Here is a 26,168-nt window from a genome sequence, read left to right as displayed (position 1 = left end):
AACAGGGGGCCGGTGCGTTCCTGCTGGCCGCGCATTCGCTCAGTGCCGTTAGGCCATTCTCCCGCGGCTGAGCTGGTTTTTCAGCAGCCTCCTAGGGACGGACTTCCCCCCATCGCCCGGCCTTTGCCCGGCGAGCCCCTGTCCATAGCTTGATTCCACTCTCTTCACCCATCTCATGGAGGAACACCACATCCTTCCCGACTCCCAGGTCCCCCCCTCGGTGAGCTACCGGCAGCTGGCGGCTCTGCTGAACCAGGCCCCGGTTGAACCGGAGCCCCATGGCACGGCCAACATGCCGGTCTCGGCCGAACGCCTGGCCTTCGAATCCCTGCTGGCCGAATGGCGCCGCAGCAGCCAGCAGCTTCTGGCCGCTTTGGGGCGCAGCAGCGACGACGTTGTCAGCGAGGGCCGAAGCCCGCGCCAGCTGATGGCCATGGGTGCCCTCCATGCCCACCTGGCGATGGCGCTCCAGGCCCACTCCGCCGCAACCGGCCCCCAGCCCGACTGATTCCCCCGAGCAATCCCTCAAGACAACGTCGAACCCCGGCAGCCCCGTCGGCGGCGTTGCTCGTGAAACGAGCATGGCCGCCAGAGGGACTGCCGGGGTTCGACGCCTGGCTGAGGAACCTCAGCCCATGGACGCCGCACCACCCACCACTTCCAGGATCTCCTGGGTGATGGCCGCCTGGCGGGCTTTGTTGTAGTCGAGGGTGAGGGTCTTGGCGAGGGCCTTGGCGTTGTCGCTGGCATTGTTCATGGCCGTCATCCGGCTGGCCAGTTCGCTTGCGGCGGCCTCCTGGAGGGAGCGCAACAACTGGTTGGTCAGATAGAGGGGCAGCAGGGCATTGAGCAGCTGCTCCGGGCTCTGCTCAAAAACGAAATCGGGCTGGAGGGAGGGCTGGGCGTTCGCCACCGTGCCGACCTCCACCCCGAGGCGGCCGTCACGGGTGATGAGCCGGAAGATCTCATCGTCCGGGCTGGCGATGCCCTGGGGATCGAGGGGCAGCAGGGTCTGCACCACCGGCTGGGAGCTCACCAGGTTGATAAAGCGGGTGAAGACGATCTCCACCCGGTCGGTGCTGGCCGAGAGGAAGGCGGCGAGCACCTCGTTGGCGATCTGGCCGGCCTCAGCCGAGGTGGGCACCTGCTCCAGGCCGGTGAAGGTGGCCCGAATCGGGTAGGAGCGGTTGGTGAAATAGGTGATGGCTTTGCGGCCCATCAGCACCATGTCGACGGTGAAGCCCTGACCCTTGAGCTCGGCGAAGCGTTGCTCGGCCCGCCGGATCACGTTGGCGTTGTAACCACCGCAGAGGCCCCGGTCGCCGGTGACCACCAGCAGGGTGATGGCGTTCACCGGGCGCCGATCGCCGAGCAAGGGGGAGTCGGCCCCCTCGAAGCCCATGCGGGATTCCAGGTTCTGCAGGACCCGAGCCAGACGATCGGCGAAGGGGCGGGTGCGCAGCACCTGCTCCTGGGCGCGGCGCACCTTGGCCGCCGCCACCAGCCGCATGGCTTCGGTGATCTTGCGGGTGTTCTTGACCGAACTGATCCGGTCCCGGATTGCCTTGAGATTGGCCATGGGTGGTACCTCCTCAGGCGGCGGCCAGCATCGAGGAGGTGACCTCTTTGATCGCCTCCTTGAGCATGGCTTCGGATTCCTCGCTCAGCACCTTGTCGGTCTGAACCTTGCTGATGAACTCGGGCTTGTTGCTCTTGAGATACTCGCGCAACTCGCGGGCGAACTGGGGCACCAGCTCCACGGGAACGTCGTCGATCAGGCCCTTGACCCCCGCATAGACCACAGCCACCTGCTCGGCCAGGATCAGAGGGCTGAACTGGGGCTGCTTGAGCAGCTCGCGCAGGCGCTTGCCCCGGGCCAGCTGGGCCTGGGTGGCGGCATCGAGATCGGAGGCGAACTGGGAGAAGGCAGCCAGTTCGTCGAACTGGGCCAGCTCCAGCTTCAGGGTGCCGGCGATCTTCTTGATGGCCTTGGTCTGGGCGGCGCCGCCCACCCGGCTCACGGAGATGCCCACGTTGATGGCGGGCCGCAGGCCGGAGTTGAACAGGTCGGAGCTGAGGAACACCTGGCCGTCGGTGATCGAGATCACGTTGGTGGGGATGTAGGCCGACACGTCACCGGCCTGGGTCTCGATGATCGGCAGGGCGGTCATGCTGCCCTTGCCCATGGCGTCGGAGAGCTTGGCGGCCCGCTCCAGCAGGCGGCTGTGGCAGTAGAAGACGTCGCCGGGGTAGGCCTCACGGCCGGGGGGACGGCGCAGCAGCAGGGACATCTGGCGGTAGGCCTGGGCCTGCTTGGTGAGGTCGTCGTAGACCACCAGGGTGGCCTTGCCCTTGTACATGAAGGACTCGGCGATGGCCGCGCCGGTATAGGGGGCCAGGTACTGAAGGGCCGCCGCTTCCGAGGCGCTGGCGGCCACCACCACGGTGTAGTCGAGGGCACCACGTTCCCGCAGCACCTCCACCACGTTGGCCACCGAGGCATTCTTCTGGCCGATGGCCACATAGACGCAGACCACGTCCTCACCCTTCTGGTTGAGGATCGTGTCGATGCAGATGGCGGTCTTGCCGGTCTGGCGATCGCCGATGATCAGCTCCCGCTGGCCCCGGCCGATGGGGATCATTGCGTCGATGGCCGTGATGCCGGTCTGCATCGGCTCATGCACCGACTTGCGCTGGATGATGCCGGGGGCCATCGACTCGATCAGCCGGGTCTCGGTGGTGGCGATCTCCCCCTTGCCGTCGATCGGCTGGCCCAGGGCATTCACCACCCGACCCAGCATGGCGTCACCCACGGGCACCGCCGCGATGCGGCCGGTGGCCTTGACGGTGCTGCCCTCCTGGATGCCCAGGCCCTCGCCCATCAGCACCACGCCGACGTTGTCGTCCTCCAGGTTCAGCGCCAGACCCTCGGTGCCGTCCTCGAACAGCACCAGCTCACCGGCCATCACCTGCTCGAGGCCGTAGACCCGGGCGATGCCATCACCGATCTGGAGCACGGTGCCGACGTTGCTGACCGAAACCGACTTGTCGTAGTCGGCGATCTGCTTCTTGAGGATGGCGCTGATCTCGTCGGGGCGGATGGAAACCATGGGTGGGAGTCCCCGGAGGGGAGGCGATGAAGTGAGGAGAGGAAGGGGTAGGGAGGGAGCGCTAGCTCACATTGGCGAGCGCCAGACCGAGTCGCCGGACCTGGCCGGAGAGGCTGGCGTCGATCACCCGGGAACCGACGCTGAGGACGAACCCGCCGATCAGGGAGGGATCCACCACGAGGCTGACCTCCACCTTGTCGGTACCGGCGACGGCCTTGGCCTTCTCGGCGATCAGAGCCTGCTGCTCCTCGCTGAGCTCGGTGGCCGATCGCACCGTGGCCAGGGCGATCTGGTTCTGCTCGCGGTAGAGCTCCAGCAGCCGTTCCAGAACGGCGTCCAGGAAGCCGATCCGCTGGCGGTCGGCCAGCAACCTGAGCAGGTTGAGGAAGGAAGGCGAGATCGTTTCGCCGAAGATCTTGGCCAGGGCGGCCTTCTTGCCCTCCACTTCCAGCACCGGCGAGGCCATGGCCTCGCGCAGGTCACTGGAGGTGTGCCACAGGGCCAGCATCTCCTTCGCCTGGGTGATCACCGCGTCCGTGTCCCCATTGGCGTCACAGACCTGCAGGAAGGCGTCGGCGTAGGGAGTGGTGATGGTGTTGAGCAGCGGCATCAGGCTTTCCCCAGCGTTTGGATGGACTGATCGATCAGCTGGGCCTGGGTGGTGGCATCCAGGCGGGACGGCAGGCTCGCCAGAGCCTTTTCAATCGCCATCTCGGCGGCCTCGCGCTGCAGCTGCTTGCTGACCCGGGACACTTCCGAGGCCAGGTCGGACTGGGAGTCCTGCTTGAGACGGGCCATTTCCTCCACCGTGCGCTTCTCGCTCTCCAGCCGGATGGCCTCGGCGCGGGCCTTGCCGTCGATGCGGATCTTTTCGGCCCGGGCCCTGGCATCAGCCAGGCTCGCCTGGGCCTCGGTCAGGGAGGCGGTGGCGCTGGCCAGACGGTCCTCGGCGTCCTTGAGCTCCGCCAGGATGCGCTCCCGGCGCCGCGCCAGGATGCCTCCGAGGAACCCCCTCAGAAACCAGGTCAGACCGGCGATGACGATCGCCAGGTTGATGATGTTGGTCTCGAAGATGTCGAGGTTGAGACCGAAGGTGCCGTGGCTCGCCAGCAGCGGGGTCGTCACGGAGGAGAAGGAGAGGGGGGTCATGAGGCGGGCAGGAGACGGGCGACGATGAGGTCGGCAAGCCTGTCGGCGTCAGCCTTCAGGGCCCCGAGGGCCTCGGCGCGCTGGGCATCGATCTTGCTGCGGGCGTTCTCCCGGCTGGCGATCGCATCGGCCTGGGCCACCGCCATGGCTTCGCGGTAAAGACGGTCGGAATCCTGCTCGGCGTCCTGGATCACTTTCTGGGCCTCGAGCCGGGCTCCGCGCAGCTGCTCCCTGAGATCGGCCTCGAGGCGCTCGGCCTGGGCGAGCTGCTCCTTGGCCTGGGTACGACTGGTGGTGATGTAGCCCTCCCTGTCCTCGACGGCCTTGCCGACCGGACGGAAGAACAGGCTGTTGAGGATGAAGGTGAGGAGCACCACCTGCAACGCCATCAGCGGCAGGGTGGCATCGAGGTCGAACAGACCTCCCTCGGGCGACCCTGCGGTCGCGCCTGCCTCGGCAAGCAGAAGCCAGCTGGTCATGGGGCGTTAAGGCGGGCGGTGGTGGAGCCTGGAGCGGAGGGCAGGGGATTCAGGGCCGCCGTCGATGGGTGACCCTGAACCTCCGGGGCCCCGGATCAGGAGAAGGGGTTGGCGAACAGCAGCACCAGGGCGACCACCAGGCCGTAGATGGTGAGCGACTCCATGAAGGCCAGGGAGAGCAGCAGGGTGCCGCGGATCTTGCCTTCGGCTTCGGGCTGACGGGCGATGCCTTCGACGGCGCCCTGGGACGCGCTGCCCTGACCGATGCCAGGACCGATGGAGCCGAGACCGACGGCGAGACCAGCAGCCACGACGGACGCAGCGGAAGTGAGGGAATCCATGGTGGAGTTAGGAATGTGGGGCGCCGGGGAAGCGCGGAAGGAACCTTGTCGAGAACCCTGCGCCGGGGACACCTGGGAAGGCGGGCCCGGATCGTGCCGGACCTGCGCGCAGAGAGTTTGCCAGACCGCAGGAACGGTCAGGCTGGAGGAGGCCTAGTGGTGCTCCTCGTGGACCGCCTCACCGATGTAGTAAGCGGCGAGGGTGGCGAAGATCAGCGCCTGGATGGCACTGGTGAACAGGCCGAGGAACATCACCGGCAGAGGCACCACCAGGGGCACCAGGAACGCCAGCACCGCCACCACCAGTTCGTCGGCAAGGATGTTGCCGAACAGACGGAAGGAGAGGGAGAGAGGCTTGGTGAAATCCTCGACGATCTTGAACGGCAGCATGATCGGCGTGGGCTCCACGTAGTACTCGAAGTACCGGAAACCCTTGCGGCTCAGTCCTGCATAGAAGTAGGCCAGAGACACCAGCAGCGCCAGGGCGATGGTGGTGTTGATGTCGGCGGTGGGGGCGCCGAGTTCACCGCTGGGCAGGTGCACCAGCTTCCAGGGGATCAGGGCACCGCCCCAGTTGCTCACGAAGATGAACAGGAACAGGGTGCCGATGAAGGGAAGCCAGTCGCGGTAGGCCTTCTCACCGATGTACTCGCGGGCGATGTCGCGCAGGTAGTCCCAGAGGAACTCCAGCAGGTTCTGCACACCGCTGGGATCCCGTTCCATGCGGCGGGTGCCGATCACCACCACGGCCAGCAGGGCGCCGATCACGACCCAGGAGCTCAGGAAAACCTGGCCATGGATCTTGTAATGACCGAGCTGCCAGTAGAGGTGCTGGCCGACCTCGAGGGCGGCGAAGGGAAGGGCGAAGGGCAACGGAGCCATCGGTGGTAGGGCCTGGCGGAACGTCGATGCCGCGGGGGCGGCGGGGACAGATGGGGATCAGGTGTCGAGGACGGCCTGAGCGATCAGGGCGGGCTTGTAGAGCAGGAATCCCACCAGGGCCGGCAGGATCTCGAGGGCAGGGAGCCGGGCGGCGGCGAGCACCAGAACCACCGGCACCAGCAGCTGGACCTTGCCCATCGACTTGGTGGCGACGCCGAAGCGGGACACGCTGCGCGACAGGAGCCGCAGATACAGGAGCCCCGCCAGGGCTCCCACCAGCAGACTGAGGGCGGCGGAGCGATCGAACCAGAGGGCCGTGAGCGGCACCGCCAGGGCGGTGACACAGACCGTGGAGAGAAGCATCCGGCGCTGCAGCCGCAGGTAGCCGTCCATCCCGTTGTCCACCGGCGACGGAGCGTCGGTGACGTCAGAAAGGGCGGGGGCTTCGATGACCTGCGGGGCTCCGACTTCTTCGGTCGACGTCTCCACAGGGGGGACGGCATCCGGGGAGGGAGTCAGGGCAGCCTGCAACCGTCGAGGCTCCGTCTGGGCGAGCGGACTTTATCACTCAGCCCGTTCAGGCTCTAAGCAACAGAAGCACCTGCTCCGCCTGCAGCCGCCGGACTGCCGCCACCCGCTCGGCGGGCCCCAGGTCCACGGGCAGTTCCCCGATCGGAGTGCCGGGGGGAGCCGTCTCCAGGGCCTCCATCAGCCTCAGATCCTCCGCGGCGATGGTCAGGGGTGCCATGTCGGGACCCAGCAGCGCGGTGGAGGGCCAGCCCCAGAGGCAGCGGTTGCGCTCGCCGCCGGCCGACAGCAGTTCCGCATCACTCCATGGCTCCGGCCGGGCGGTCGGCAGGGCCCCGTTCTCCCGCTGCAGGAAGAACTCGAAATGGCTGATGTCCGGGTCGAGACTCTCCACCAGGGCCCATTGCTGAGGGGCCGGCAGCGCCCGGGCCCGCTCCAGCAGCTCACCGCTCAGCAGTCGGGCCGGATCCCACACCTGGGGATTGGAGAAACCGGCGAAGCGCAGGCCGGGCTGGTCGACGAAGCGGAACAGCCGCTCCAGGTTGTAGCTGGTCTCCTGGGGGTGGAGGTACATGTCGGCGAAGTTGGCATCCGCGGCGGTGTCCAGGGCCCAGCGCTGCTCGTGATGGCGTCGCAGACGGTTGCGCTCCGGGAGGGTGGTGAACAGCTCCCGCCCCAGCCGCAGGCCCTCCTCCCCGGTGCCCACGCCCATCAGGGCCAGGGCCCGCTGGGTGCGGTGGATCTCCCAGCGGCCGCCATCGGCATAGAGGAAGAGATGCAGCAGACCACCGGGTCGCAGCAGCGGCGCCAGAGCCCGCAGGCCCGCCTCCGGCTGGTCGAGGTGGTGCAGCACCCCCACCGAGTTGATGTAGTCGAAGGGCCCCTCCCCCGCCAGATCCAGCAGGCTGCGCTCCTCGATCCGCAGGGACGCCACCCGCTCCGCCGCCCCGGAACGGGCGGTGCGCTCACGGGCCACGGCCAGGGCACCGGCGCTGATGTCGACCGCCAGCACCGCGGCGCCCGGGTTGAGGTGGCAGAGGTAGTCGGTGCTCACACCGGTGCCGCAACCGGCGTCGAGGATCCGCCAGGGCCGGGGCGGCGGCGGCAGGGCCCCGGCCACGGCCGCCACCACGCTGTCCACGCACCAGCGCCAGTTGTATCCCGGCGGTGGGCCGTCCTGGAGGGGGTCCCCCGGGTAGGGGAAGCGGTCGTAGAAGGCGCTCACCACCGGAGTGGCGGCATCCAGCGGGGCATCCATGGGCGCCTTGGCTGCGGGGTCCGGGGAGCATTCCACGGCGCCGCCCCCCGTGCGGCCGGGAGCGGCAGGAAGGCTGCAAACATTTGTTCATCCCCGCCCGGAGGGCCTGGGGGCCAGCCGTAACGTGACCCAGCCCGGCTCGCTCTCGTTCATGACCGTGACCGCCAGCAGCGGCAGCACCAGGGTCGCCCCCCAGCGCTACGACACCCTGCCGCTCTCCAGCGTCCGGCAGGCAGAGCAGCAGGACCGTTTCCCCGACGGCGGCGAACTGGATGCCCTGACAACCTTCTTCCGCAGCGGCCAGATCCGCGTCGAAGCTGCGCGGCGGATCTCCGCCAACGCCGACGCCATCGTGGCCCGGGCCGCCAACCGGATCTTCACCGGTGGCACCCCCCTCTCCTATCTGGATGCCCCCCTGAGCACCCCGGCCACCACCGGTGGGGACGCCATCGCTCTCGCGGCCGACCAGGCCGCCTTCCAGCGCTCGGTGCGCACCTTCGCCCAGGGCTCCGGCGGCACCGGCCTGCTGGGTCGCATCCTCGAGGGTGTCCAGGCTGACGCCGACGTGCGGGTCGTGCTGCCGGGTGGCTTCAGCCCCATTTCGGTGGCCATCTACGGCAACGCCCGCATGCGCAAGTCGCTGAGGGACATGGCCTGGTTCCTGCGCTACGTGGGCTACGCCGTGATCGCAGGCGACCCCAGCATCCTGGCGGTGAACACCCGCGGCCTCCGCGACGTGCTCGAGAAGGCCTGCTCCCTGGCGGCCACCAACGTGGCCCTGCAGGAGATGCGCGCCGCCGCCGCCGGCCTGTTCAAGGGTGAGCCCGAGGCCCGCCAGCTGGTGATCGACTGCTTCAACGTGCTCCTCAGGGAGCTCGAGGTGGCCACCCCCTCCACCCGGGCCCGCCTCGGCAGCGCGGTCAACCAGGGCCTGCAGCTGCCCGCCATCTATGCCCTGGCCGCCGAAGGGGCCCAGCGCTTCGTGATGAAGCGTGGCCTGTCGGGAGCGGAGAAGGCCGAGATCATCCGGGCCGCCTATCGCCAGGTGTTCGAGCGGGACATCGTCAAGGGGTACTCCCAGGTGGTCTGCCCCGTGGAGGCCACCCAGGTGCGCCAGGGCCAGCTCTCGATGCGGGAGTTCATCCGGGCCCTGGGCCGCAGCAAGGTCTACCGGCGCCAGTTCTATGGACGCTTCTCCAACAGCCGCGTGGTTGAGCTGGCCTTCCGCCACTTCCTCGGCCGGGGTGTGAGCTCGATCGAGGAATTCCGCCAGTACTTCGCCATCGTCAGCAGCAAGGGCCTGAACGGCCTGGTGGATGCCCTGGTCAACGGGATGGAGTACGCCCGAGTGTTCGGGGAGGAGACCGTTCCCTACCTGCGCGACCTGGGCGAGGAGGCCCAGGAGAGCGCCGGCTGGGGATCGAACCGCAAGCTGTTCCGCTTCAGTGCCCCCTTCGAGGGCGCGCCCCAGTACATCACCCTCTACGCCTCCTACCGCCAGCCCCTGGCCGACCAGCACCCTTACGGCGGCGGCAACGACCCCCTGGCCCTCACCTATGGGGCGATCTTCCCCTCCGGCACGGCCTCGGTGGCCACCCGTCCGGCACCGTTCAGCTACGACACCCGTCGGATCCTGATCGGCAACGGCATGGCCCAGCCCGGGCCCATGGACAGCGCCCAGTTCCGCAAGTCCATCCCCCGCCGGGTGGGGCCCAAGGTGGTGCGGCTGCGCCAGATCGCCACCGGTGGCAGTTCCACTCCCCGCCGGGGCGGCCAGCCCAGCATCCGCGGTACCGAGTCCAGCACCCAGGCCGTGATCAATGCGGTCTACGTGCAGGTGCTGGGCACCGCCGGCTACGCCGGTGAGCGCAACAAGGTGGAGGAGATCAAGCTCGAGAACGGCGATATCAGCCTGCGCGAGTTCGTGCGCCAGGTGGCCCGCTCCAAGGCCTTCCGCCGCCGCTACTGGAGCGGCCTCTACATCACCAAGGCGATCGAGGTGATGCACAGGCGTCTGCTGGGCCGGCCCACCTTCGGCCGCTGGGAGATCAACGCGTACTTCGACACCGCCGCCCGCAAGGGCTTCTACGGCGTCGTCGACGCCATGCTCGAAGGCCGCGAGTACAACGACTGCTTCGGCGAGGACACCGTCCCCTACGAGCGCTTCATCACCCCCGCCGACCGCAACGCCCGCAGGGTGCCGGGCCTGGTGCAGACCGTCGAGACGGTCACCGATCTTACCCCGATCCAGCGTCCCACGGTGGCCATGAGCCAGCAGCTGCGCACCGTGGGCGACCTGGTACCCCGCAACCTGCCGGCCAAACAGCCGGTGCGCGGACTCTGGAGAGCGGATGTGGCCGGAGGCCAGAAAGTTTCGGGCGCCACGGCCGTGCCTGCCGGTCCGGAAACCATCAGGCAGGCCCCCGCCCCCACCCGCACCTGGAGCGAATCCCGCTGGCAGCCCGGCGGGGGTGCCACGCCTGTCTGGCGCAGCGGCGTGCCGGCCAGCGGCTCCGGCAATGGCTACGTGGCCCCCGCCACCATCGGCATCGGCGGTGCCTGGAGGCCCCTTGTGGGCACCTCCCTGCTCACGGCCACGGCCGTCGCTCCCGACGCCGCCATGGCCCGGGCCCTGCGGCCGGGTACACCCCAGGGATTCCGGCGGCGCCAGAGCCTGTCAAGGCCCGTCCAGCTGGTCCGCGATCCCAGCGAAGGCCAGGTGCAGGAAGTGGCGCAGGCGGTCTACCGCCAGCTGCTCAACCGGGTTCCCTTCGCGGCTGAGCGCCAGGGCGATCCCGAATCCCAGCTGCGCGACGGCCAGCTCTCGGTGGCCGAGTTCGTGGCCCAGATCGCCGGCAGCGATCTGTTCCAGCAGCGTCTCCAGCGGATGGCCCCCCTGCGGGCGGCCTCGGCGGCCTACCTGGCCCTGCTCGGACGGGCCGCCATGCCCGCTGAGGTGAGCCGCTTCCTGGCCATCCGGGCCACTGCGGGCCAGCAGGCCGCCGTGGCCGAACTGCTTGACGGCAGGGAGTACGCCTCCGCCTTCGGCCAGGACACGGTGCCCTACCTGCGGGGACTGGCCACCGAGGACGGGCTGCCGCTCAGTACGGTGAATCGGACCGCTGCCCTCTACGGCGGCAACGGAGGACTCACTCCCTCCCTGCGGGAGCCGATCTGAACCCCGGCCTTCGTCGGAGCTGATGACAGCCCCATCCCCCCACCCCCCGGGTCAGCCCCGGGGGTGTTTCTTATGGCAGCTCTCTACAACGAGATGGGCAGATTCGCCTGTCCGGAAGCTTTTGTCGTCCCCGAAGGCAGCATGAAATGGTGAACAAATGCTGCGCTTCAAGGGTGATAACAACTTCGGTGAAAGCCGTTGCAAGCCAAGGGATCTCGCCCAGAAATCCGCCGTGAAGAACTGTTACCGGCCGGCAGGGGAGCGAGGGGGCTTGCCACAGAATGATGCGACGGTCGGCCAAGCCGATCACCCTTACCCACCGGATACCGGTCTCCTTCACGGTGACCGCTTGTTTCGAGGCAGAACTGCATGAGCATCGTCTCCAACTCGATCATCAACGCGGACGCCGAAGCCCGCTACCTCAGCCCTGGCGAACTTGACCAGATCAAGTCGTTCGTGGCAGGGGGTCAGCGTCGTCTGCGCGTCGCCCAGGTCCTGGCCGAAAGCCGGGAGCGCATCGTGAAGCAGGCCGGAGGCCAGCTTTTCCAGAAGCGCCCTGACCTCGTCTCCCCCGGCGGCAACGCCTACGGGGAAGAGATGACGGCTTCCTGTCTGCGCGACATGGACTACTACCTGCGCCTGGTCACCTACGGCGTGGTCGCCGGGGATGTGACCCCGATCGAAGAGATCGGCGTCATCGGGGCCCGCGAGATGTATCGCGCCCTCGGCACCCCCCTCGAAGCGATGGCGGAAGCCGTACGCGAGATGAAGACCGCGGCCACGGGCCTCCTCACCGGCTCCGATGCCGAAGAGGCCGGCTTCTACTTCGACTACGTGGTCGGCGCCCTCTCCTGAGGTTTCACCTCCCTATCGTCCAAAGCCATCAAACCCAGGATCCATGCAAGACGCCATCACCAACGTCATCAACCAGGCCGACGTCCAGGGGCTCTATCTCGACGGCGGCTCCATGGGCCGCCTCGAGCAGTACTTCGCCAGCGGTGAGCTGCGGGTGCGTGCCGCCGCCACGATCAGCGCCAACGCCTCGGCCATCATCAAGGAAGCCGTCGCCAAGGCCCTGCTCTACTCGGACATCACCCGTCCGGGTGGCAACATGTACACCACCCGTCGCTACGCAGCCTGCATCCGCGACCTCGACTACTACCTCCGCTACGCCACCTACGCCATGCTGGCCGGTGACACGTCGATCCTCGACGAGCGGGTGCTGAACGGCCTCAAGGAGACCTACAACTCCCTGGGTGTGCCCATCGGCGCCACGGTGCAGTCGATCCAGGCGATGAAGGAAGCCACTGCGGCCCTCGTCGGTCCCGATGCCGGTCGTGAGATGGGCGTCTACTTCGACTACATCAGCTCCGGCCTGGGCAACTGATCCCCAGCAACGCCCCCATCACGGCACGTTTTCCGAGGATCACCCCATGCGCCTGTTCAAGATCACGGCCTGCATCCCCTGCCCCGAAAAGGCGCGCACTCAGAGGGAGCTGCAGAACACCTACTTCACCAAGTGGGTGCCTTACCACAGCTGGTTCGCCGAGCAGCAGCGGATCATGAAGCAGGGCGGCAGGATCCTGAAGGTGGAACTGGCCACCGGCCGCCGCCAGCAGAACTGCGGCAACTGAGGCCGGCAACCAGCGCCAAGCACACCAGGAGGCGTCCGGCGCCTCTCCCCATGCCCGGCCCACGGCCGGGCTTTTTCGTGTGACCCCACCGGTGCTGCACAACAGGCGCGGACAGGCGCAGAAATGTGCCGGGCGACTCGACAAACCCACCCAGGCCACGGCTGAATGGGCCATTCACGGACCTTCCCTGCGGCCTTGCCCAACCCGTCGCCCCGCGCACACCAGGGCCGCCCCATGGCCGGTCTGATTCCGCTGCCCTGGCACCAGTGGCCCGCTGAAGCCCGCCTGCTGCTGGGGCTGGTGGCCATCTGGAGCCTGGTGGGGCTGCTGGTGCTCACCTCCGCCAGCTGGTGGGTGGCGGAGCGGGAGATGGGCGACGGGGCCTACTACCTCAAGCGTCAGGCCATCTGGCTGGTGGCCAGCTGGGGCCTGCTCTGGCTGGCCCTGCGCACCACCATGCGGCGTTGGCTGCACCTGGCGGCACCGGCCCTGCTGGTGGGGGCCCTGCTGGTGGGAGCCACCCTGGTGGTGGGCAGCACGGTGAACGGGGCCAGCCGCTGGCTCGTTCTCGGACCCATCCAGCTGCAGCCCTCGGAACTGATCAAGCCCTTCATCGTCCTGCAGGGCGCGGTGATCTTCTCCCACTGGCGTCGCATCGCCCTCGATCAGAAGCTCCTCTGGATCACCATCTACGGGGTCGTCATCCTGCTGATCCTCAAGCAGCCCAACCTCAGCACTGCAGCCCTGATGGGCCTGCTGCTGTGGCTGATGGCCCTGGCGGGCGGCCTGCCCCTGAAGCTGCTGCTGGGTGCCGCCACCGCCGGTGGCCTGCTGGGCAGCGCCAGCATCGCGATCAACCCTTACCAGCTGGACCGGGTCACCTCCTTCCTCGATCCCTGGCGGGTCGCCCAGGGAGATGGCTACCAGCTCGTCCAGAGCCTGCTGGCCATCGGCTCGGGGGGTGTGCTGGGGTCCGGCTTCGGGCTCTCCACCCAGAAGCTCCAGTACCTGCCGATCCAGACCACCGATTTCATCTTCGCTGTCTTCGCCGAGGAATTCGGCTACGTGGGCTCACTGATGCTGATCCTGTTCCTGGTGATCTTCGGCTTCGTGGGGCTGCGGGTGGCCCTGGCCTGCCGCAGCAACCAGCACCGGCTGGTGGCCATCGGCTGCACCACCCTGCTGGTTGGCCAGTCGATCCTCAACATCGCCGTGGCCAGCGGCTCGATGCCCACCACGGGTCTGCCGCTGCCGATGATCAGCTACGGCGGCAACTCCCTGCTCAGCAGCCTGTTCGTGGCCGGCCTGCTGCTGCGCTGCTCGCTGGAGTCCTCGGGGCTGGAATCAGTCCGCCCCCGCCGCCGGGCCGAACGGCCCGCCCCGATAGGCTGAGCTCCCCGGCACATTTTCTCGGCCCATGCTCAGCCCCGGGCTGCCGTTTGCCGAGTGGGCCCGCAGCAGCGAACAACTGCTCCAGGGCTCCCTGGCCCATCCCGGCCCCCTGACCCTGGCGGTGGTCTTCGGCGGCGGAGTGCTCACCAGCCTCGGCCCCTGCTCCCTCTCCCTGCTGCCCGTCACCCTGGCCTACCTGGCCGGGTTCGGCGGCAAAGGCCAGGAGCGTGCCCCCTGGCAGCGCAGCGTCAGCTTCGCCGCCGGCATCGTGGCGGCCCTGGTGCTGCTCGGCCTGGCCAGCGGTCTGATGGGCCGCCTCTATGGCCGCATCCCCGGCCAGCTGCCACTGCTGGTGGCGGTGGTGGCCGTGGTGATGGGCCTCAACCTGCTCGGGCTGCTGCGGCTTCCCCTGCCGGCGGGACCCGACCCGGAGCGCTGGCGGCGGCGGGTGCCGGCACCCCTGGCTCCCCTGGCCGCCGGCCTCGCCTTCGGTCTCGCCGCCACCCCCTGCACCACACCGGTGCTCGCCGTGCTGCTGGCCTGGATGGCCCAGAGCGGCCAGCCGCTGGTGGGCATGGTGCTGCTGACCAGCTTCGGAGCCGGTCAGGTGCTGCCGCTGCTGCTGGCCGGCACCATGGCCGCCTCCCTGCCCAGCCTGCTGGCCCTGCGCCGCCTGGGCCAGTGGGTGCCGCCGATCAGCGGCGTGGTGCTGCTCGCCAGCGGCGGGATCACCCTGCTGTCGGTGCTGCCATGAGTGCCCCCCTGTCCAGGCTCTTGCGGCCCCTGCAGCGCCTGGCCGGCTGGATCTCCGACCTGCGCCTGGCCATCGGCCTGCTGCTGCTGATCGCCATCGCCAGCGGCATCGGCACCGCCATCCCCCAGAAAGAGGAGGAGGCCTTCTACCACCATCTCTACGACCCCAACCCCTGGCTGGGCGTGCTCCAGGGGGAGGGCGTGCTGCGGCTGCAGCTGGATCACGTCTATTCCAGCAGCTGGTTCCTGGGCCTGCTGGCCTGGCTGGGTCTGTCCCTGATCCTGTGCAGCTGGCGGCGCCAGTGGCCCGCCCTGCAGGCCTCCCTCCGCTGGATCGACTACCGCACCCCCCGCCAGCTCAGCAAGCTCAGCGTGGCTGAAACCCTGGTGACCGACCAGCCCGGCGCCGGTCTGGAGCGGCTGGAGGCTGAGCTGCGCGGGGGCGGCTGGCAGATCCGCCGCCAGGATGATCGCCTGGCCGCCCGCCGGGGGGTGCTGGGCCGGGTGGGCCCCCTGCTGGTGCATGCCGGCATGGTGGTGCTGATGGTGGGAGCGGCCTGGGGGGCCCTGGGAGGCCAGCGGCTGGAGCGGTTCCTGGCCCCGGGCCGGGAGCTGGAGCTGCTCGACAGCCGCGGCCGCACCCAGGTGACCCTGGCCCTCGACGACTTCCGGATCCAGAGGGATCCCGCCGGCCGGCCGGAGCAGTTCTCCTCCAGCCTGCGGCTGATCCCCCCGCCAGCGGAGGCCCAGGAGGATCCCCGCGCTGCGGCGCCAGCCAGCACGGCAGCCGCGATCAGCGTCAACCATCCCCTGCGCTACCGCGGCATGACGCTCTACCAGGCCGACTGGTCGCTGGCGACGATCAGCCTGCAGCTGGGGCGCAGCCCTGTGCTGGAACTGCCGCTGCAGAGTTTCCCCCAGCTGGGGGATCAGATCTGGGGGCTGGTGCTGCCCACCCGCCCCGATGGCTCCGATCCGGTGCTGCTCAGCCTCACCAGCGAACAGGGGCCGGTGCAGGTGTTCGGCCCCGACGGGGTGGCCCTGGCCCAGCTGGTGCCAGGCGGCGCCGCCCAGGAGGTCAAGGGCCTGCCGATCCGGGTGGCGAGCGTGCTGCCGGCCAGCGGCATCCTGCTCAAGCGCGATCCCGGCGTGCCGCTGGTCTACTCCGGCTTCGCCATCGCACTGGCTGGCGGGGCCCTGAGCCTGGTGGCCACCCGCCAGCTCTGGGCCATCGCCGACGCCCGGGCCGGACAGCTGCACGTTGGGGGACTGTGCAACCGGAACCTCACCGCCTTCGCCGGCGAACTGCCAGCCCTGCTGCAGGGGCTGGAGAGCGCTCCGGTGGAAGCGACCCGGGCCTGAAGCGTCAGCAGGGTTGGCGGGAGCCGTGGCTCACCCGCACCACGGTGTGCACGTTGCCGCGGGGGTTGAAATCGGCCTCCAGCTGCATCCACACCGGCGCGCAGGCCGCCACCAGATCATCGAGGATCCGGTTGGCCACCTCCTCATGGGAGATGGACCGGTCGCGGTAGCTGTTCACATAGAGCTTCAGGGACTTGAGCTCCAGCACCCGGGGACCGGGCTGGTAGAGGAGCCGCAGCACGGCGAAATCTGGGTAGCCAGAGAAGGGACAGGTGCAGGTGAATTCCGGCAGCTCGATCGACACCTCGTAGGCCCGGCCCTCGCGGGGATTGGTGAAGCAGATCAGCTGGGCCTCGGCAATGGCCCGCTCGCCGTAGAGGGGGGTGAGGGTCTGGTCGGCGACACCGGAAGCCATGGTCCGCGGGTGATGGAAAAGGAAATCCGACCGTACAGGAGGCGCCCGGGCGGGCGTCGGTCAGCGGCCCGGGGCTGACGTATCAACCGTTACGACGACCCCGGCAGGGCTCGGCGGTAATGGAACCGTCCCCACAACGGAGGGGACTCTGAGAGACTCCAACCGTCGCCTTCCTGACCGCAGCACGCCATGAAGAAAATCGAGGCCATCATCCGCCCCTTCAAGCTCGAGGATGTGAAGATCGCCCTGGTCAATGCCGGCATCGTCGGCATGACGGTCAGTGAGGTGCGGGGCTTCGGGCGCCAGAAGGGTCAGGTGGAGCGTTATCGCGGCTCCGAATTCACGGTGGAATTCCTGCAGAAACTGAAGCTGGAAATCGTCGTCGACGATGAACGGGTGGCCACGGTGGTGCAGGCGGTGCAGGATGCGGCCCGCACCGGAGAGATCGGTGACGGCAAGATCTTCATCAGCACGATCGATTCGGTGATCCGGATCCGCACCGGCGACCTCGACAGCGGCGCCATCTGAGCCACCGGCTGGGACCTTCAGGGTCCGGCCAGGGTGGCGGCCACTAGGGCGCTGATCCGGCCGGGCCAGTCGTCCGATGGCACGGCACCGTCGGCCCCAGGCGGCCGCAGCCAGAGCAGGTACTCGTGATTGCCCGCCGGACCGGTGAGGGGAGAGGCCAGCAGGCCGGCCGGGTGCCAGTCCTGGGCCAGGGCCGCCGCGAGCACACCGCCGATGGCATCGGCATGGGCGGCCGGATCCCGCACCACCCCGCCCTTGCCCACCCGATGGCGGCCCACCTCGAACTGGGGTTTGACCAGCAGCACCGCTTCGGCCGGATCCGCCAGCAGGGCCCGCAGGGCGGGCAACACCCGGGTGAGGGAGATGAACGACACATCGGCCACGGCCAGATCAGGCCGGGGATCCTGTGGGCCGTAGAGGGCCTCGGCGCTGAGGTGGCGCAGGTTGGTGCGCTCCTTGAGCACCACCCTTGGGTCGGTGCGCAGGCTCCAGGCGGTCTGGCCGTAGCCCACATCGATGCCGTAGACGCGGGCGGCGCCATGCTGCAGCAGGCAGTCGGTGAAGCCGCCGGTGGAGATGCCGCCATCGAGGCACACCCGGCCAGCCACCCGGATCGGCAGGCTCTCCAGGGCCGCCACCAGCTTCTCGCCGCCCCGGGAGACGAACCGGGGCGGCTGCTCCACCTCCAGGGACAGCTCTTCGGCCACCTCGGTGCCGGGCTTGTCGAGCACCTGGCCGCCGCCCCGCACCCGGCCGGCCCGGATCAGCTGCTGGGCCTGCTGGCGGCTGGCCACCAGGCCCAGGTCGACCAAGCGCCGGTCGAGGCGCTGCTTACGGGCCATCCTGCTCTCCGGCCGTGGGACCCGGCGTACCAGGGCATGCTGTCATCGAACCCGCACCGAAACGGAACAAAAACCGACGGCCCGTCGGTATCTGTCTGAACGGTCGCAGGATGGCGCCACTGCCGCCTGTTTCCCACCATGGCCGCCCCCGGATCCAACGTGGTGGAGCTGCTCCACCCCGGAAGCTTCGTGTGGCTTCACGACCACCCCGACGACCTGCCGCCCTTCCAGCTGATCCAGCGCCGCGGCAGCCGCTGCTGGGTGCGTCAGCAGGCCTGGGGTTGCATGGTGCATCTGGAGCTTCCCTACCGGCGCCTCACCGCCGCGGCCTGAGCCTGCCGGGGCCCCGGGAGGGGCGGCCGATAAGTTGGGAGATCCTTCGCCACCGCCCGGCCCTTGATCGAGCGTTACACCCTCCCGGAGATGGGCGATCTCTGGAGCGAGGAAGCCAAGTTCCGCAGCTGGCTGGAGGTGGAGATCGCCGCCTGCCAGGCCAATGCCGAGCTGGGCCGGGTGCCGGCCGAGGCGATGGCGACCATCCGCGGGAAGGCCGCCTTCGAGGTGCCCCGCATCCTGGAGATCGAGGCGGAGGTGCGCCACGACGTGATCGCCTTCCTCACCAACGTGAACGAACACGTGGGTGACGCCGGGCGGTACATCCACGTGGGCATGACCAGCTCCGACGTGCTCGACACGGGCCTGGCGCTGCAGCTGAAGGCCTCGGTGGCGGTGCTGCGCACGGAGCTCGATGGCCTGGCCGAGGCCCTGCGCCAGCTGGCCCGGGCCCACAAGGACACGGTGATGATCGGTCGCTCCCATGCCATCCACGGGGAGCCGATCACCTTCGGTTTCAAGGTGGCCGGCTGGCTGGCCGAAACCGAACGCAACCGGGAGCGGCTGGAGCGCCTGGCCCGGGTGGTGGCCGTGGGGCAGATCAGCGGTGCCATGGGCACCTACGCCAACACCGACCCCCAGGTGGAAGCCATCACCTGCCGGCTGCTGGGCCTTGTGCCCGACACCGCCAGCACCCAGGTGATCGGCCGCGACCGCCACGCCGAATACGTGCAGACCCTGGCCCTGGTGGGCACCTCCCTGGAGCGGTTCTCCACCGAGATCCGCAACTTGCAGCGCTCCGATGTGCTGGAGGTGGAGGAGAACTTCGCCAAGGGGCAGAAGGGCAGCTCGGCCATGCCCCACAAGCGCAACCCGATCCGCAGCGAACGCATCAGCGGCCTGGCCCGGGTGCTGCGCAGTTACACCGTGGCCGCCCTGGAGAACGTGGCCCTCTGGCACGAGCGCGACATCAGCCACAGCTCGGTGGAGCGGATGATGCTGCCCGACTGCTCGGTGACCCTGCACTTCATGCTGCGGGAAATGACCGCCGTGGTGCAGGGGCTGGGGGTGTACCCCGAGAACATGGCCCGCAACATGAACGTCTACGGCGGCGTGGTGTTCAGCCAGCGGGTGCTGCTGGCCCTGGTGGAGGCGGGGCTGAACCGGGAGGAGGCCTACCGGATCGTGCAGCGCCACGCCCACGCCGCCTGGAACAGCGAGGGCGGCGACTTCCGCGCCAACCTGGCGGCCGATCCGGCCGTCACCGGCCAGCTCAGCGCTGAACAGCTCGCCGCCTGCTTCGCCACCGACCTGCACCGGGCCCAGCTGGATGTGATCTGGGAGCGGCTGGGAATCTGATTGCGATCCGATTCCGCCAGACGGGAGCCGAACGGCGGAGGGTATCCCGCTGGCTTGGGATGGGCCATGGGAGACGCCAGGGGAGGTTGCTGGACGGCGTGCCGCAGCCGATCAGGGGCCGCACCGAACGCGCCCGGCGCCGTTGATCAGGGACACGGGGGCGTGGCGACCGGCGACCCGGTCTGTTCGTTTTCCTCAGCCGACGGCCGGTTCCGAAGGCATCCCTTGATCGAGGCTTGCATCCTCCCTCGGCGTCTCCTGGATGGGCGGAACGCATGCAAAAGGCCAGGACCCACCGGCAGGAAGATCGCGCTGGATGGGAACGATGAACAGGCGCGGTTCAGCTCTGGAAATTCCAGCGAATCAATCGCCAGACCCATGCCCTCGCGCCAGACTCATGCCCTCGGCGCAGACCCGGAACCCTTGATCCGCCGCCTCAACCTGCGGCTGAAGCCGAAGGCAGCAGAGACACCCAGCAGGGGCAACGGACCGGGAGCTGCCGCTGGGGCACCAGTGGGGCCACCATCGGGTGCACCGCCTGGATCATCATCAGGGGCTGGGGAAGGTGCCGTGCATCCGAGGGGATTCAGGCAACCGGCGGCCTCGTCAAACACCCCCGCCGTGCCGAAGTTCCAGGAACTGAAGCTGAACTTGCTGTTGGAGCCGAAGGTGCCCACCTCTTCCGGCAGCAGGGCTGTGTTGATAAAGATCTGGAAGGATGACCACGACGTTTCGCTGCCGGCCTGGATGCCAAACGACCTCATGGGCAACGTGCCAGCCCCTGTCGTTGACTGGTTGTTGCCGTTAGAAAGCAGAGAATCACCGCCTGAATAGTATGGAGTTAACGTCGAACTGCAAGGGAATGGGGTGGGACATGCCTCGTCTTGCACGAGAAAGGTCTGGTAAGGCTGCTTGGGAGGAGCGCCCTCGTTGCGGTTTTGTGTTCCGGAATTGAAATCAAAGGTAAAGGACCCAGGAGACTGGTAGATAGCGGCATCATTATTCGTTTTGCCAGAAGCGGCGTTTCCGAAAACACCGGTGCCAGCAGGATCAAACTTCAGAAAAAACAGACTTCCCTCAGTTGAGGGATAACCCCCTGCACCAGATCCCCAGCCGCTGACACCGAAGCCAAGAATGGTATCGCCAACATCCCATGTATCCGCATCGCCATTGTAAAGGAAGGCGTCGCCATAGGGAAAACGATTAGGCCCGAGATCAACGGTATCTGTGGATCCGAGCGTAAATGTTGTCGTGTAGAGATTAAAGCTGTTGGTTCCCCTGACGAAATAGGCGGGGTCCGAGGAATTGCCAAGTAAGGACCAACCATCGGCGGCGGGGTCACCTGTGAAGGTGAGGGCCATCGCTTGGTTCGAGGCTCCGCAGGTCGTGGCGACCAGCAGCCCGAGCAGTCCGAGGCGCACGGAGCCCGATGGCGCAGCAGGCCCGCGGGCCTGGCTGGGAGCGAAGGCTGTGGGCCTGGTCGCGCGGCCGTCGATGGCCCTTCTCGCCCCTGACCCGTCGCAGGCGGCTGTCGCTTTTCCCAGAAGTGACAGGGGTTTCATCGACAAGCGTTTCATCGCAGCGCTGTGACCTTAAGGATACCCACCGACAATACACCAACAATTAATAGATTTGACCGGCCGTAACGACCGACACCTTGGGGGTGGATGAATGGGCGATGGCTCACTGGTCGCCATGGACAGTTCCGAAGGGAACGGCCACCTCGCCGACAAACGAATCCACCAGCACCTGGCTGCCGCAGCGAATCTGCTGCGAGGTGTCCACAAAGGGGAAGCACAACCTCCGGCCGTCACGGCCCACAGGCGCAAGCGCGGCTGGAGACAGGTGGAAGGCTGTGGTGCCACCCGGAGCACCACCCCACCGCCGCCACCGGGCCCGCCGCTACGGGCGGATGCAGCCTGGTGCCCCCATCGTTGCCCGAAGGCGAATCCGCTTGGAGCAGCAGCACCGGAAGGCCCGCGGCACCTGCCGGAGCCCCTGGCGATCAGCCTCCCCCGCAGCCCATGCTTCGGTCGCCGGGGCCCCGCTCAGCGTCCCGGCGCCGGATCGGGTGCCGCCGGCCGCTCGGTGGCCGGATCCAGTTGGCCGTTGCCGCCTTTGAGCAGGTCCTCGATCTCGCAGACCGGGAAGCGGTTGATGCTCTTGAGGGCCAGGCGGGCGTTGCGGCGCAGCTGCTCACTGATCGCCTCGCAGTAGGGCACCTGGGCCAGCAGGTCCACGGTGCGGCGCAGAATCCGCACCACGTCGCCCTCATCCAGCGAGGTGTTGGCGATCACGTCGTTCCAGCTGGCGCCCCGGGCCCAGGCGTGGACGAGGCCGGTGAGCTCGGGCTCCCACCACACCGGCACCACCACCGAGGCCCGCTCCTGCTGGCGCTGCAGTTCCCGCCGCAGGCTGCGCAGGTCGTGCAGGGCCTCCTCGGAGGCCGGCGGCGGCGGGTAGCCGCACCAGAGGTCGGGCCGGTTCACCTCCGTGGAGATGGCCTCCAGCACCGCCGCCAGCTCAGCCGGATCCAGCCCATCCAGGTGGCCGCTCATCAGGGCCAGACCCAGCCAGAGCTCGTTGTCGCCCCGCAGGGCCGCCACGGTGCGGCCCACCTCGGTGGGCTCCAGACCCTCCTCGCCATCGAGGGCGCCGAAGAAGCGCAGGATGGCGATCAGGGACAGGAACGTGTCCCAGTGGCGGTTGGCCCGGTGATGCAGCAGCCGCTGGCGTTCGCCGATCTCCTCCTCCAGCTCCTCCATGCGGCGACGGTGCTTCTTGAGGTGCTTGCGGTCGCCCCAGCGGTGGGCCGGGTGGGCCTCCAGCTCCCCCTCCAGCTGGTGCACCAGCTGGCCCTGCTGCTGCACCTCGCCGGCCAGGTCGTAGCGGGGGGTGTGCATGTCGTGGCGGCGGGCCATCGACGCCACCGCCAGGGCCAGGCCGCCGCTGGCGTTGTCGCCGTGGCGCAGCTCCCCGGCGTGGTGGAGTTCGGGCGGCTCCACCTGGTTCACCTGCAGGCAGCTGAGCTCAGCGTGCAGGGTCACCACCGCATGGCAGGGCAGCAGGATCCAGACGTTCTCGTCGGTGAGGCAGAGCAGCAGCGGAAACTGGCCCGATCCCTGCACCTTGGCCACGATCACCGCCGGGGTGACCCGGCTGCGCAGGGCCGGCGCCTTGACGCTCACCAGGGTGCCCTCGCTGGCGAACTGCAGGGCCAGGGTGAGCTCGTGGGCCAGGGTCTCCTCGGCCTGCTGCTGCAGGATCCGCTGCAGGCGCCGCTCCTCCCGCAGCCGGCCGCGCAGCTTCTCGTAGTCCTCGAAGTCGTCCCACGGCACCTCGCCGCCGCTGCTCTCCAGGCTGGCCAGCTGGACCATCAGCTCGGCGATGCGGGCCTCGTCCTCGGCCAGATCCAGCCCCGCCAGGTAGCGGCCGAAGCTGCGCTCCACCAGCTCCCGGGCCTTGGCCAGGTCGTAGCGCTGCAGCAGGTTGAGCACCATGCCGTAGCTGGGGGTGAACTGGCTCACCAGCGGATCGGCCGGGCTGGTGGCCAGGGCGCCGGCCTCCCTGACCCCCTCGAAGCGGCTCTGCACCGTCACCACGTAGCCCTGGGTGTCGAGGCCGCGGCGGCCGGCCCGGCCCGCCATCTGCAGGAACTCACTGCCCATCAGGGGCCGGTGGCCGCGCTCGTCGCGCTTGGAGAGGGCCGAGATCACCGTGGTGCGGGCCGGCATGTTGATGCCGGCGGCCAGGGTTTCCGTGGCGAACACCACCTTGATCAGTCCCTGCTGGAACAGCTCCTCGATCAATTCCTTCCAGGCCGGCAGCACGCCGGCGTGGTGGGCGGCGATGCCCCGCAGCAGGGCATCGGCATGGCCGCCCTCCCGCACCGCCTCCGGTGTCACCGCCATGAAGGCGTCCAGGCGGGTGCGGATCCGCGCCTGCTCAGCGGCATCCACCAGGCACACCTTGCCCAGGTCGCGCACCGAGCGGTCGCAGTTGCGGCGACTGAAGATGAAGTAGATGGCCGGCAGCATCTCCCGCTCCGCCATCTGGGCCACCACGAAGCCGATCGGCGGTGCCTCCGGCTGGGGCGGCCGCGGTTCCTTCGGACCCTTGCGGCGGGTGGTTTTCGGAGGCCGCCAGACCTTGCAGTTCGGGTGCAGCCCCGTGCCCTCGTCGTTGAGCAGCGGGTGCAGGCCCTTGGCACTGCAGAAGCTGAAGGCCAGGGGGACGGGGCGGAAGTCGCTGTGGATCAGCCGGGTGGGGCCATGCACCCGCTCGATCCAGTCGGTGAGCTGGCCCGCATTGGCCACCGTGGCCGAGAGGGCCACCAGCTGCACCCGGGTGGGGCAGTGGATGATCGACTCCTCCCAGACCGTGCCCCGCTGGGTGTCGTTCATGTAGTGGCACTCGTCGAGCACCACCGCCTCCACGTCGGCCAGGGGGTCGTCGTCGAGGTGGTCGATCTCCGCGTAGAGCATGTTGCGGAAGATCTCGGTGGTCATCACAACCACCTGGGCCTCCCGGTTGAGGCTCAGATCGCCGGTGAGCAGGCCCACCCGTTCATGGCCGAACTGCTCGCGGAAATCGCGCAGTTTCTGGTTGGAGAGCGCCTTCAGCGGTGTGGTGTAAAAAACCTTCTGACCGTGGGCCAGGGCCCGGTGGATGGCGTACTCGCCCACCAGGGTCTTGCCGGAGCCGGTGGGGGCGCTCACCACCACCGAGTGGCCCTGGTTCAGGGAATCGATCGCCTCGAGCTGGAAACCGTCGAGCGGGAAGGGGAACAGCTCCTCCAGCGGCGGCACAGGGCTGGCACGCACCGTTTCGGAGCTCTCCGTGTCGGCTTCGGTGGCGCTGCCTGCGGTGCGGCGATCGGGCATCGGCCAATCCTATGGGCTGGCCGCACCCCGGCCCCCTAGGGTCGGCCCAGCAGCGTTCGGGCCCGCCCCGTGGATGCCGACGGCCTGATGCCCCCCTGGCAACGCCGGCTGCGCGACGGGCTCGCCGCCCTGCCCGCCAGCCGCCGCCGCGACCTGCGCAGCTTCCGCCCCGTCGCCGGCGGGGCCCTGGTGCCAGAAGCCGGCCCGGCTGGGGCACCCCTGCTGGATCTGGCCAGCAACGACTACCTGGGCCTCAGCCGCCACCCCGCCGTGCTGGCGGCGGCGGCGGCGGAGCTGGAGGCCAGCGGCCTGGGGGCCGGCGGCTCCCGGCTGGTCACCGGCAGCCGGCCGGTGCACCGGCAGCTGGAGCAGGCCCTGGCCGCCTGGCTGGGGCGGGAACGGGTGCTGCTGTTCCCCAGCGGCTTCCAGGCCAACCTCGCCGCCCTCAGCGCCCTGGCCGACCGCCATGCCCTGGTGATCGCCGACCGCTTGGTGCACCACTCCCTGCTGGCCGGGGTGCGGGCCAGCGGTGCGCAGTTGCAGCGCTTCAGCCACAACGACCTGGCCGAGCTGGAGCGGCGCCTGGCCCGGGCCCGAAACCGGCAACCCGATCAGACCAGGCTGGTGCTGAGCGAAAGCCTGTTCAGCATGGAGGGCACGAGCCCGCCGCTGGCGGCCATGGCCGAGCTCTGCCGGCGCCACGGGGCCCTGCTGCTGGTCGATGAGGCCCATGCCCTGGGGGTGCTGGGCCCCAGCGGCCGCGGCCTGGCCCATGGGCTGGAGGGGGTGCACCTGATCAGCGGCACCTTCGGCAAGGCCTTCGGCAGCGGCGGCGCCTTCCTGGCCGCCGATGCCCTCGTTGCCGAGTGGCTGCTGCAGGCCAGCGGCGCCTTCCGCTACACCACCGCCCTGGCGCCGCCCCTGGCGGCCGGGGCCCTGGCGGCCCTGGGGCTGATCGAGGCCCGGCCCGCCGTGGCCCCGGCCCTGCTGGCGCGGGCGGAGCGCTGGCGGCAGGGGCTGGCGGCGGCGGGCTGGCGGCGGCCCCTGGGCCACGGGCCGGTGCTGCCCCTGCTGGTGGGCGACGACGGGGCCGCCCTGGCCCTGCAGGCGCGGCTGGAAGCCGCCGGCCTGCTGGCGGTGGCGATCCGCCCGCCCACGGTGCCGCCCGGCAAGGCCCGGCTGCGGCTGGTGCTGCGGCAGGATCTGCCCCAAGGCACCCTCCCCCGCCTGATCGAGGCCCTCGGCCCGGCCCCCTCCTCACTCCACCCGTGATGGCCCCCAGCGCCCCATCCGCCGTCCAGGTGATCGGCATGCACGGCTGGGCCGGCGACGGCCTCAACTGGACCCCCTGGCGCCAGGCCACCGCCCCCCTGGGCTGGCAGTGGAGCTGCGGCGAGCAGGGCTACGGCTGCCACCCGCCGGCCAGGCCCGCCTGGAACGGGGCCGGCCGGCGGGTGCTGATCGGCCATTCCATGGGCCCCCACCTGCTGGAGGCCGAGCTGCTGGCCGGCGCCGAGGCCGTGGTGCTGCTGGCGGGTTTCGGCCGCTTCGTGCCGCCGGGGTCCGAGGGGCGCCGGGTGAAAGCCGCGCTGGCGGCCATGGCGGCCGAACTGGCCGACGGCCCCAGCGAGGCGGAGGCGGCCCTGCGGGCCCAGGCCCTGCTTCGGCGCTTCCTGGCCGTGGCGGCCAGCCCCGATCCGGCCGACCTGCTGCCCCCCGGCCCCGCCGACCAGCCCATCGGC

25 protein-coding genes and 1 pseudogene are annotated in these 26,168 nt (G+C 69.1%); 13 read left to right on the top strand and 13 right to left on the bottom strand.

Translation table 11 applies throughout. The features are described from left to right. Positions 1 to 175: 175 nt before the first annotated feature. Positions 176 to 508, top strand: a complete 333-nt coding sequence (locus KUG41_RS04295) for a hypothetical protein (protein WP_216901429.1) — start codon at positions 176 to 178, stop codon at positions 506 to 508. Between the two features lie 120 nt (positions 509 to 628). Here KUG41_RS04295 and KUG41_RS04290 read toward each other — a convergent pair whose 3' ends face one another. The 9 genes from KUG41_RS04290 to KUG41_RS04250 form a co-directional block, all read right to left on the bottom strand. Beyond that, positions 629 to 1,579, bottom strand: coding sequence for a F0F1 ATP synthase subunit gamma (locus KUG41_RS04290; protein ID WP_216901427.1), 951 nt, complete (start codon positions 1,577 to 1,579; stop codon positions 629 to 631). A gap of 13 nt (positions 1,580 to 1,592) precedes the next feature. Beyond that, positions 1,593 to 3,110 carry a F0F1 ATP synthase subunit alpha gene (gene atpA, locus KUG41_RS04285; protein ID WP_216901425.1) on the bottom strand — a complete coding sequence of 506 codons (1,518 nt, stop codon included), beginning with the start codon at positions 3,108 to 3,110 and terminating at the stop codon, positions 1,593 to 1,595. Between the two features lie 61 nt (positions 3,111 to 3,171). Next, entirely contained in the window at positions 3,172 to 3,720 is a 549-nt protein-coding gene (gene atpH, locus KUG41_RS04280; protein ID WP_216901423.1) for an ATP synthase F1 subunit delta, read from the bottom strand. Further along, a complete protein-coding gene (locus KUG41_RS04275; RefSeq protein WP_216901436.1) occupies positions 3,720 to 4,235 on the bottom strand; it encodes a F0F1 ATP synthase subunit B in 516 nt (171 codons plus the stop codon). The genes atpH and KUG41_RS04275 overlap by 1 nt, the downstream gene beginning before the upstream one ends. A gap of 20 nt (positions 4,236 to 4,255) precedes the next feature. Continuing rightward, entirely contained in the window at positions 4,256 to 4,738 is a 483-nt protein-coding gene (locus KUG41_RS04270) for a F0F1 ATP synthase subunit B' (protein WP_216901421.1), read from the bottom strand. 95 nt (positions 4,739 to 4,833) lie between these two features. Continuing rightward, positions 4,834 to 5,079 carry an ATP synthase F0 subunit C gene (gene atpE / locus KUG41_RS04265; protein WP_216901419.1) on the bottom strand — a complete coding sequence of 82 codons (246 nt, stop codon included), beginning with the start codon at positions 5,077 to 5,079 and terminating at the stop codon, positions 4,834 to 4,836. A gap of 153 nt (positions 5,080 to 5,232) precedes the next feature. Continuing rightward, a complete protein-coding gene (gene atpB / locus KUG41_RS04260; protein ID WP_216901416.1) occupies positions 5,233 to 5,961 on the bottom strand; it encodes a F0F1 ATP synthase subunit A in 729 nt (242 codons plus the stop codon). A 57-nt stretch (positions 5,962 to 6,018) separates the two neighbouring features. Further along, a complete protein-coding gene (locus KUG41_RS04255; RefSeq protein ID WP_254216828.1) occupies positions 6,019 to 6,492 on the bottom strand; it encodes an ATP synthase subunit I in 474 nt (157 codons plus the stop codon). A gap of 46 nt (positions 6,493 to 6,538) precedes the next feature. After that, positions 6,539 to 7,747: a class I SAM-dependent methyltransferase gene (locus KUG41_RS04250; protein WP_216901414.1), complete on the bottom strand. Its 1,209-nt coding sequence runs from the start codon at positions 7,745 to 7,747 to the stop codon at positions 6,539 to 6,541. Between the two features lie 151 nt (positions 7,748 to 7,898). Here KUG41_RS04250 and KUG41_RS04245 point away from each other — a divergent pair, with 151 nt between their 5' ends. From KUG41_RS04245 to KUG41_RS04215, 7 genes are all read left to right on the top strand, one after another. Continuing rightward, a complete protein-coding gene (locus tag KUG41_RS04245; RefSeq protein WP_216901413.1) occupies positions 7,899 to 10,925 on the top strand; it encodes a phycobilisome rod-core linker polypeptide in 3,027 nt (1,008 codons plus the stop codon). A gap of 369 nt (positions 10,926 to 11,294) precedes the next feature. Beyond that, the gene (locus KUG41_RS04240; RefSeq protein ID WP_015110589.1) at positions 11,295 to 11,780 is read left to right on the top strand and encodes an allophycocyanin subunit alpha apoprotein; all 486 of its coding nucleotides are present in this window, start codon (positions 11,295 to 11,297) and stop codon (positions 11,778 to 11,780) included. A 43-nt stretch (positions 11,781 to 11,823) separates the two neighbouring features. Further along, the gene (gene apcB, locus KUG41_RS04235) at positions 11,824 to 12,312 is read left to right on the top strand and encodes an allophycocyanin subunit beta (RefSeq protein WP_216901412.1); all 489 of its coding nucleotides are present in this window, start codon (positions 11,824 to 11,826) and stop codon (positions 12,310 to 12,312) included. 46 nt (positions 12,313 to 12,358) lie between these two features. After that, a complete protein-coding gene (locus KUG41_RS04230) occupies positions 12,359 to 12,559 on the top strand; it encodes a phycobilisome linker polypeptide (RefSeq protein WP_216901411.1) in 201 nt (66 codons plus the stop codon). 234 nt (positions 12,560 to 12,793) lie between these two features. After that, complete coding sequence (locus KUG41_RS04225; protein ID WP_254216827.1) at positions 12,794 to 13,951, top strand: FtsW/RodA/SpoVE family cell cycle protein; 1,158 nt, start codon at positions 12,794 to 12,796, stop codon at positions 13,949 to 13,951. Positions 13,952 to 13,976: 25 nt separating this feature from the next. Then, positions 13,977 to 14,705, top strand: coding sequence for a cytochrome c biogenesis CcdA family protein (locus KUG41_RS04220; RefSeq protein WP_216901409.1), 729 nt, complete (start codon positions 13,977 to 13,979; stop codon positions 14,703 to 14,705). Between the two features lie 20 nt (positions 14,706 to 14,725). Then, positions 14,726 to 16,066, top strand: coding sequence for a cytochrome c biogenesis protein ResB (locus KUG41_RS04215; protein WP_216901434.1), 1,341 nt, complete (start codon positions 14,726 to 14,728; stop codon positions 16,064 to 16,066). Positions 16,067 to 16,070: 4 nt separating this feature from the next. On the opposite strand, the gene queF is transcribed toward KUG41_RS04215, so the two are convergent. After that, complete coding sequence (gene queF, locus KUG41_RS04210; protein ID WP_216901408.1) at positions 16,071 to 16,481, bottom strand: preQ(1) synthase; 411 nt, start codon at positions 16,479 to 16,481, stop codon at positions 16,071 to 16,073. A gap of 189 nt (positions 16,482 to 16,670) precedes the next feature. On the opposite strand from queF, the gene KUG41_RS04205 reads away from it, so the two are divergent. After that, complete coding sequence (locus KUG41_RS04205) at positions 16,671 to 17,009, top strand: P-II family nitrogen regulator (RefSeq protein ID WP_216901406.1); 339 nt, start codon at positions 16,671 to 16,673, stop codon at positions 17,007 to 17,009. A 17-nt stretch (positions 17,010 to 17,026) separates the two neighbouring features. Here the strand turns inward: KUG41_RS04205 and KUG41_RS04200 are convergent, their stop codons facing one another. Next, on the bottom strand, positions 17,027 to 17,851 hold the full coding sequence (locus KUG41_RS04200; RefSeq protein ID WP_216901405.1) for a TlyA family RNA methyltransferase: 825 nt from the start codon (positions 17,849 to 17,851) through the stop codon (positions 17,027 to 17,029). Positions 17,852 to 17,989: 138 nt separating this feature from the next. On the opposite strand from KUG41_RS04200, the gene KUG41_RS04195 reads away from it, so the two are divergent. Together KUG41_RS04195 and purB are read left to right on the top strand one after the other, a co-directional pair. Beyond that, positions 17,990 to 18,184, top strand: coding sequence for a hypothetical protein (locus KUG41_RS04195; RefSeq protein WP_216901403.1), 195 nt, complete (start codon positions 17,990 to 17,992; stop codon positions 18,182 to 18,184). Positions 18,185 to 18,247: 63 nt separating this feature from the next. Continuing rightward, positions 18,248 to 19,543 (top strand): adenylosuccinate lyase, encoded by a 1,296-nt coding sequence (purB, locus tag KUG41_RS04190; protein WP_216901401.1) that lies wholly within the window; start codon positions 18,248 to 18,250, stop codon positions 19,541 to 19,543. A 395-nt stretch (positions 19,544 to 19,938) separates the two neighbouring features. On the opposite strand, the gene KUG41_RS04185 is transcribed toward purB, so the two are convergent. After that, positions 19,939 to 20,964, bottom strand: coding sequence for a hypothetical protein (locus tag KUG41_RS04185; protein ID WP_216901399.1), 1,026 nt, complete (start codon positions 20,962 to 20,964; stop codon positions 19,939 to 19,941). A gap of 627 nt (positions 20,965 to 21,591) precedes the next feature. Continuing rightward, complete coding sequence (locus tag KUG41_RS04180) at positions 21,592 to 24,426, bottom strand: RNA helicase (RefSeq protein WP_254216826.1); 2,835 nt, start codon at positions 24,424 to 24,426, stop codon at positions 21,592 to 21,594. Between the two features lie 87 nt (positions 24,427 to 24,513). On the opposite strand from KUG41_RS04180, the gene KUG41_RS04175 reads away from it, so the two are divergent. Both KUG41_RS04175 and KUG41_RS04170 read left to right on the top strand, forming a co-directional pair. Continuing rightward, a complete protein-coding gene (locus tag KUG41_RS04175) occupies positions 24,514 to 25,698 on the top strand; it encodes an aminotransferase class I/II-fold pyridoxal phosphate-dependent enzyme (protein WP_216901431.1) in 1,185 nt (394 codons plus the stop codon). Beyond that, positions 25,698 to 26,168, top strand: a pseudogene (locus KUG41_RS04170) (alpha/beta hydrolase); the annotation flags it as partial. The gene KUG41_RS04175 and the pseudogene KUG41_RS04170, both read left to right, overlap by 1 nt.

The sequence above is a fragment of the Synechococcus sp. CCY 9618 genome (assembly GCF_019038415.1).
Classification (GTDB): domain Bacteria; phylum Cyanobacteriota; class Cyanobacteriia; order PCC-6307; family Cyanobiaceae; genus Cyanobium.
Note: the sequence above shows the minus strand (reverse complement) of the source record. Positions and strands in the feature narration are given on the sequence as shown.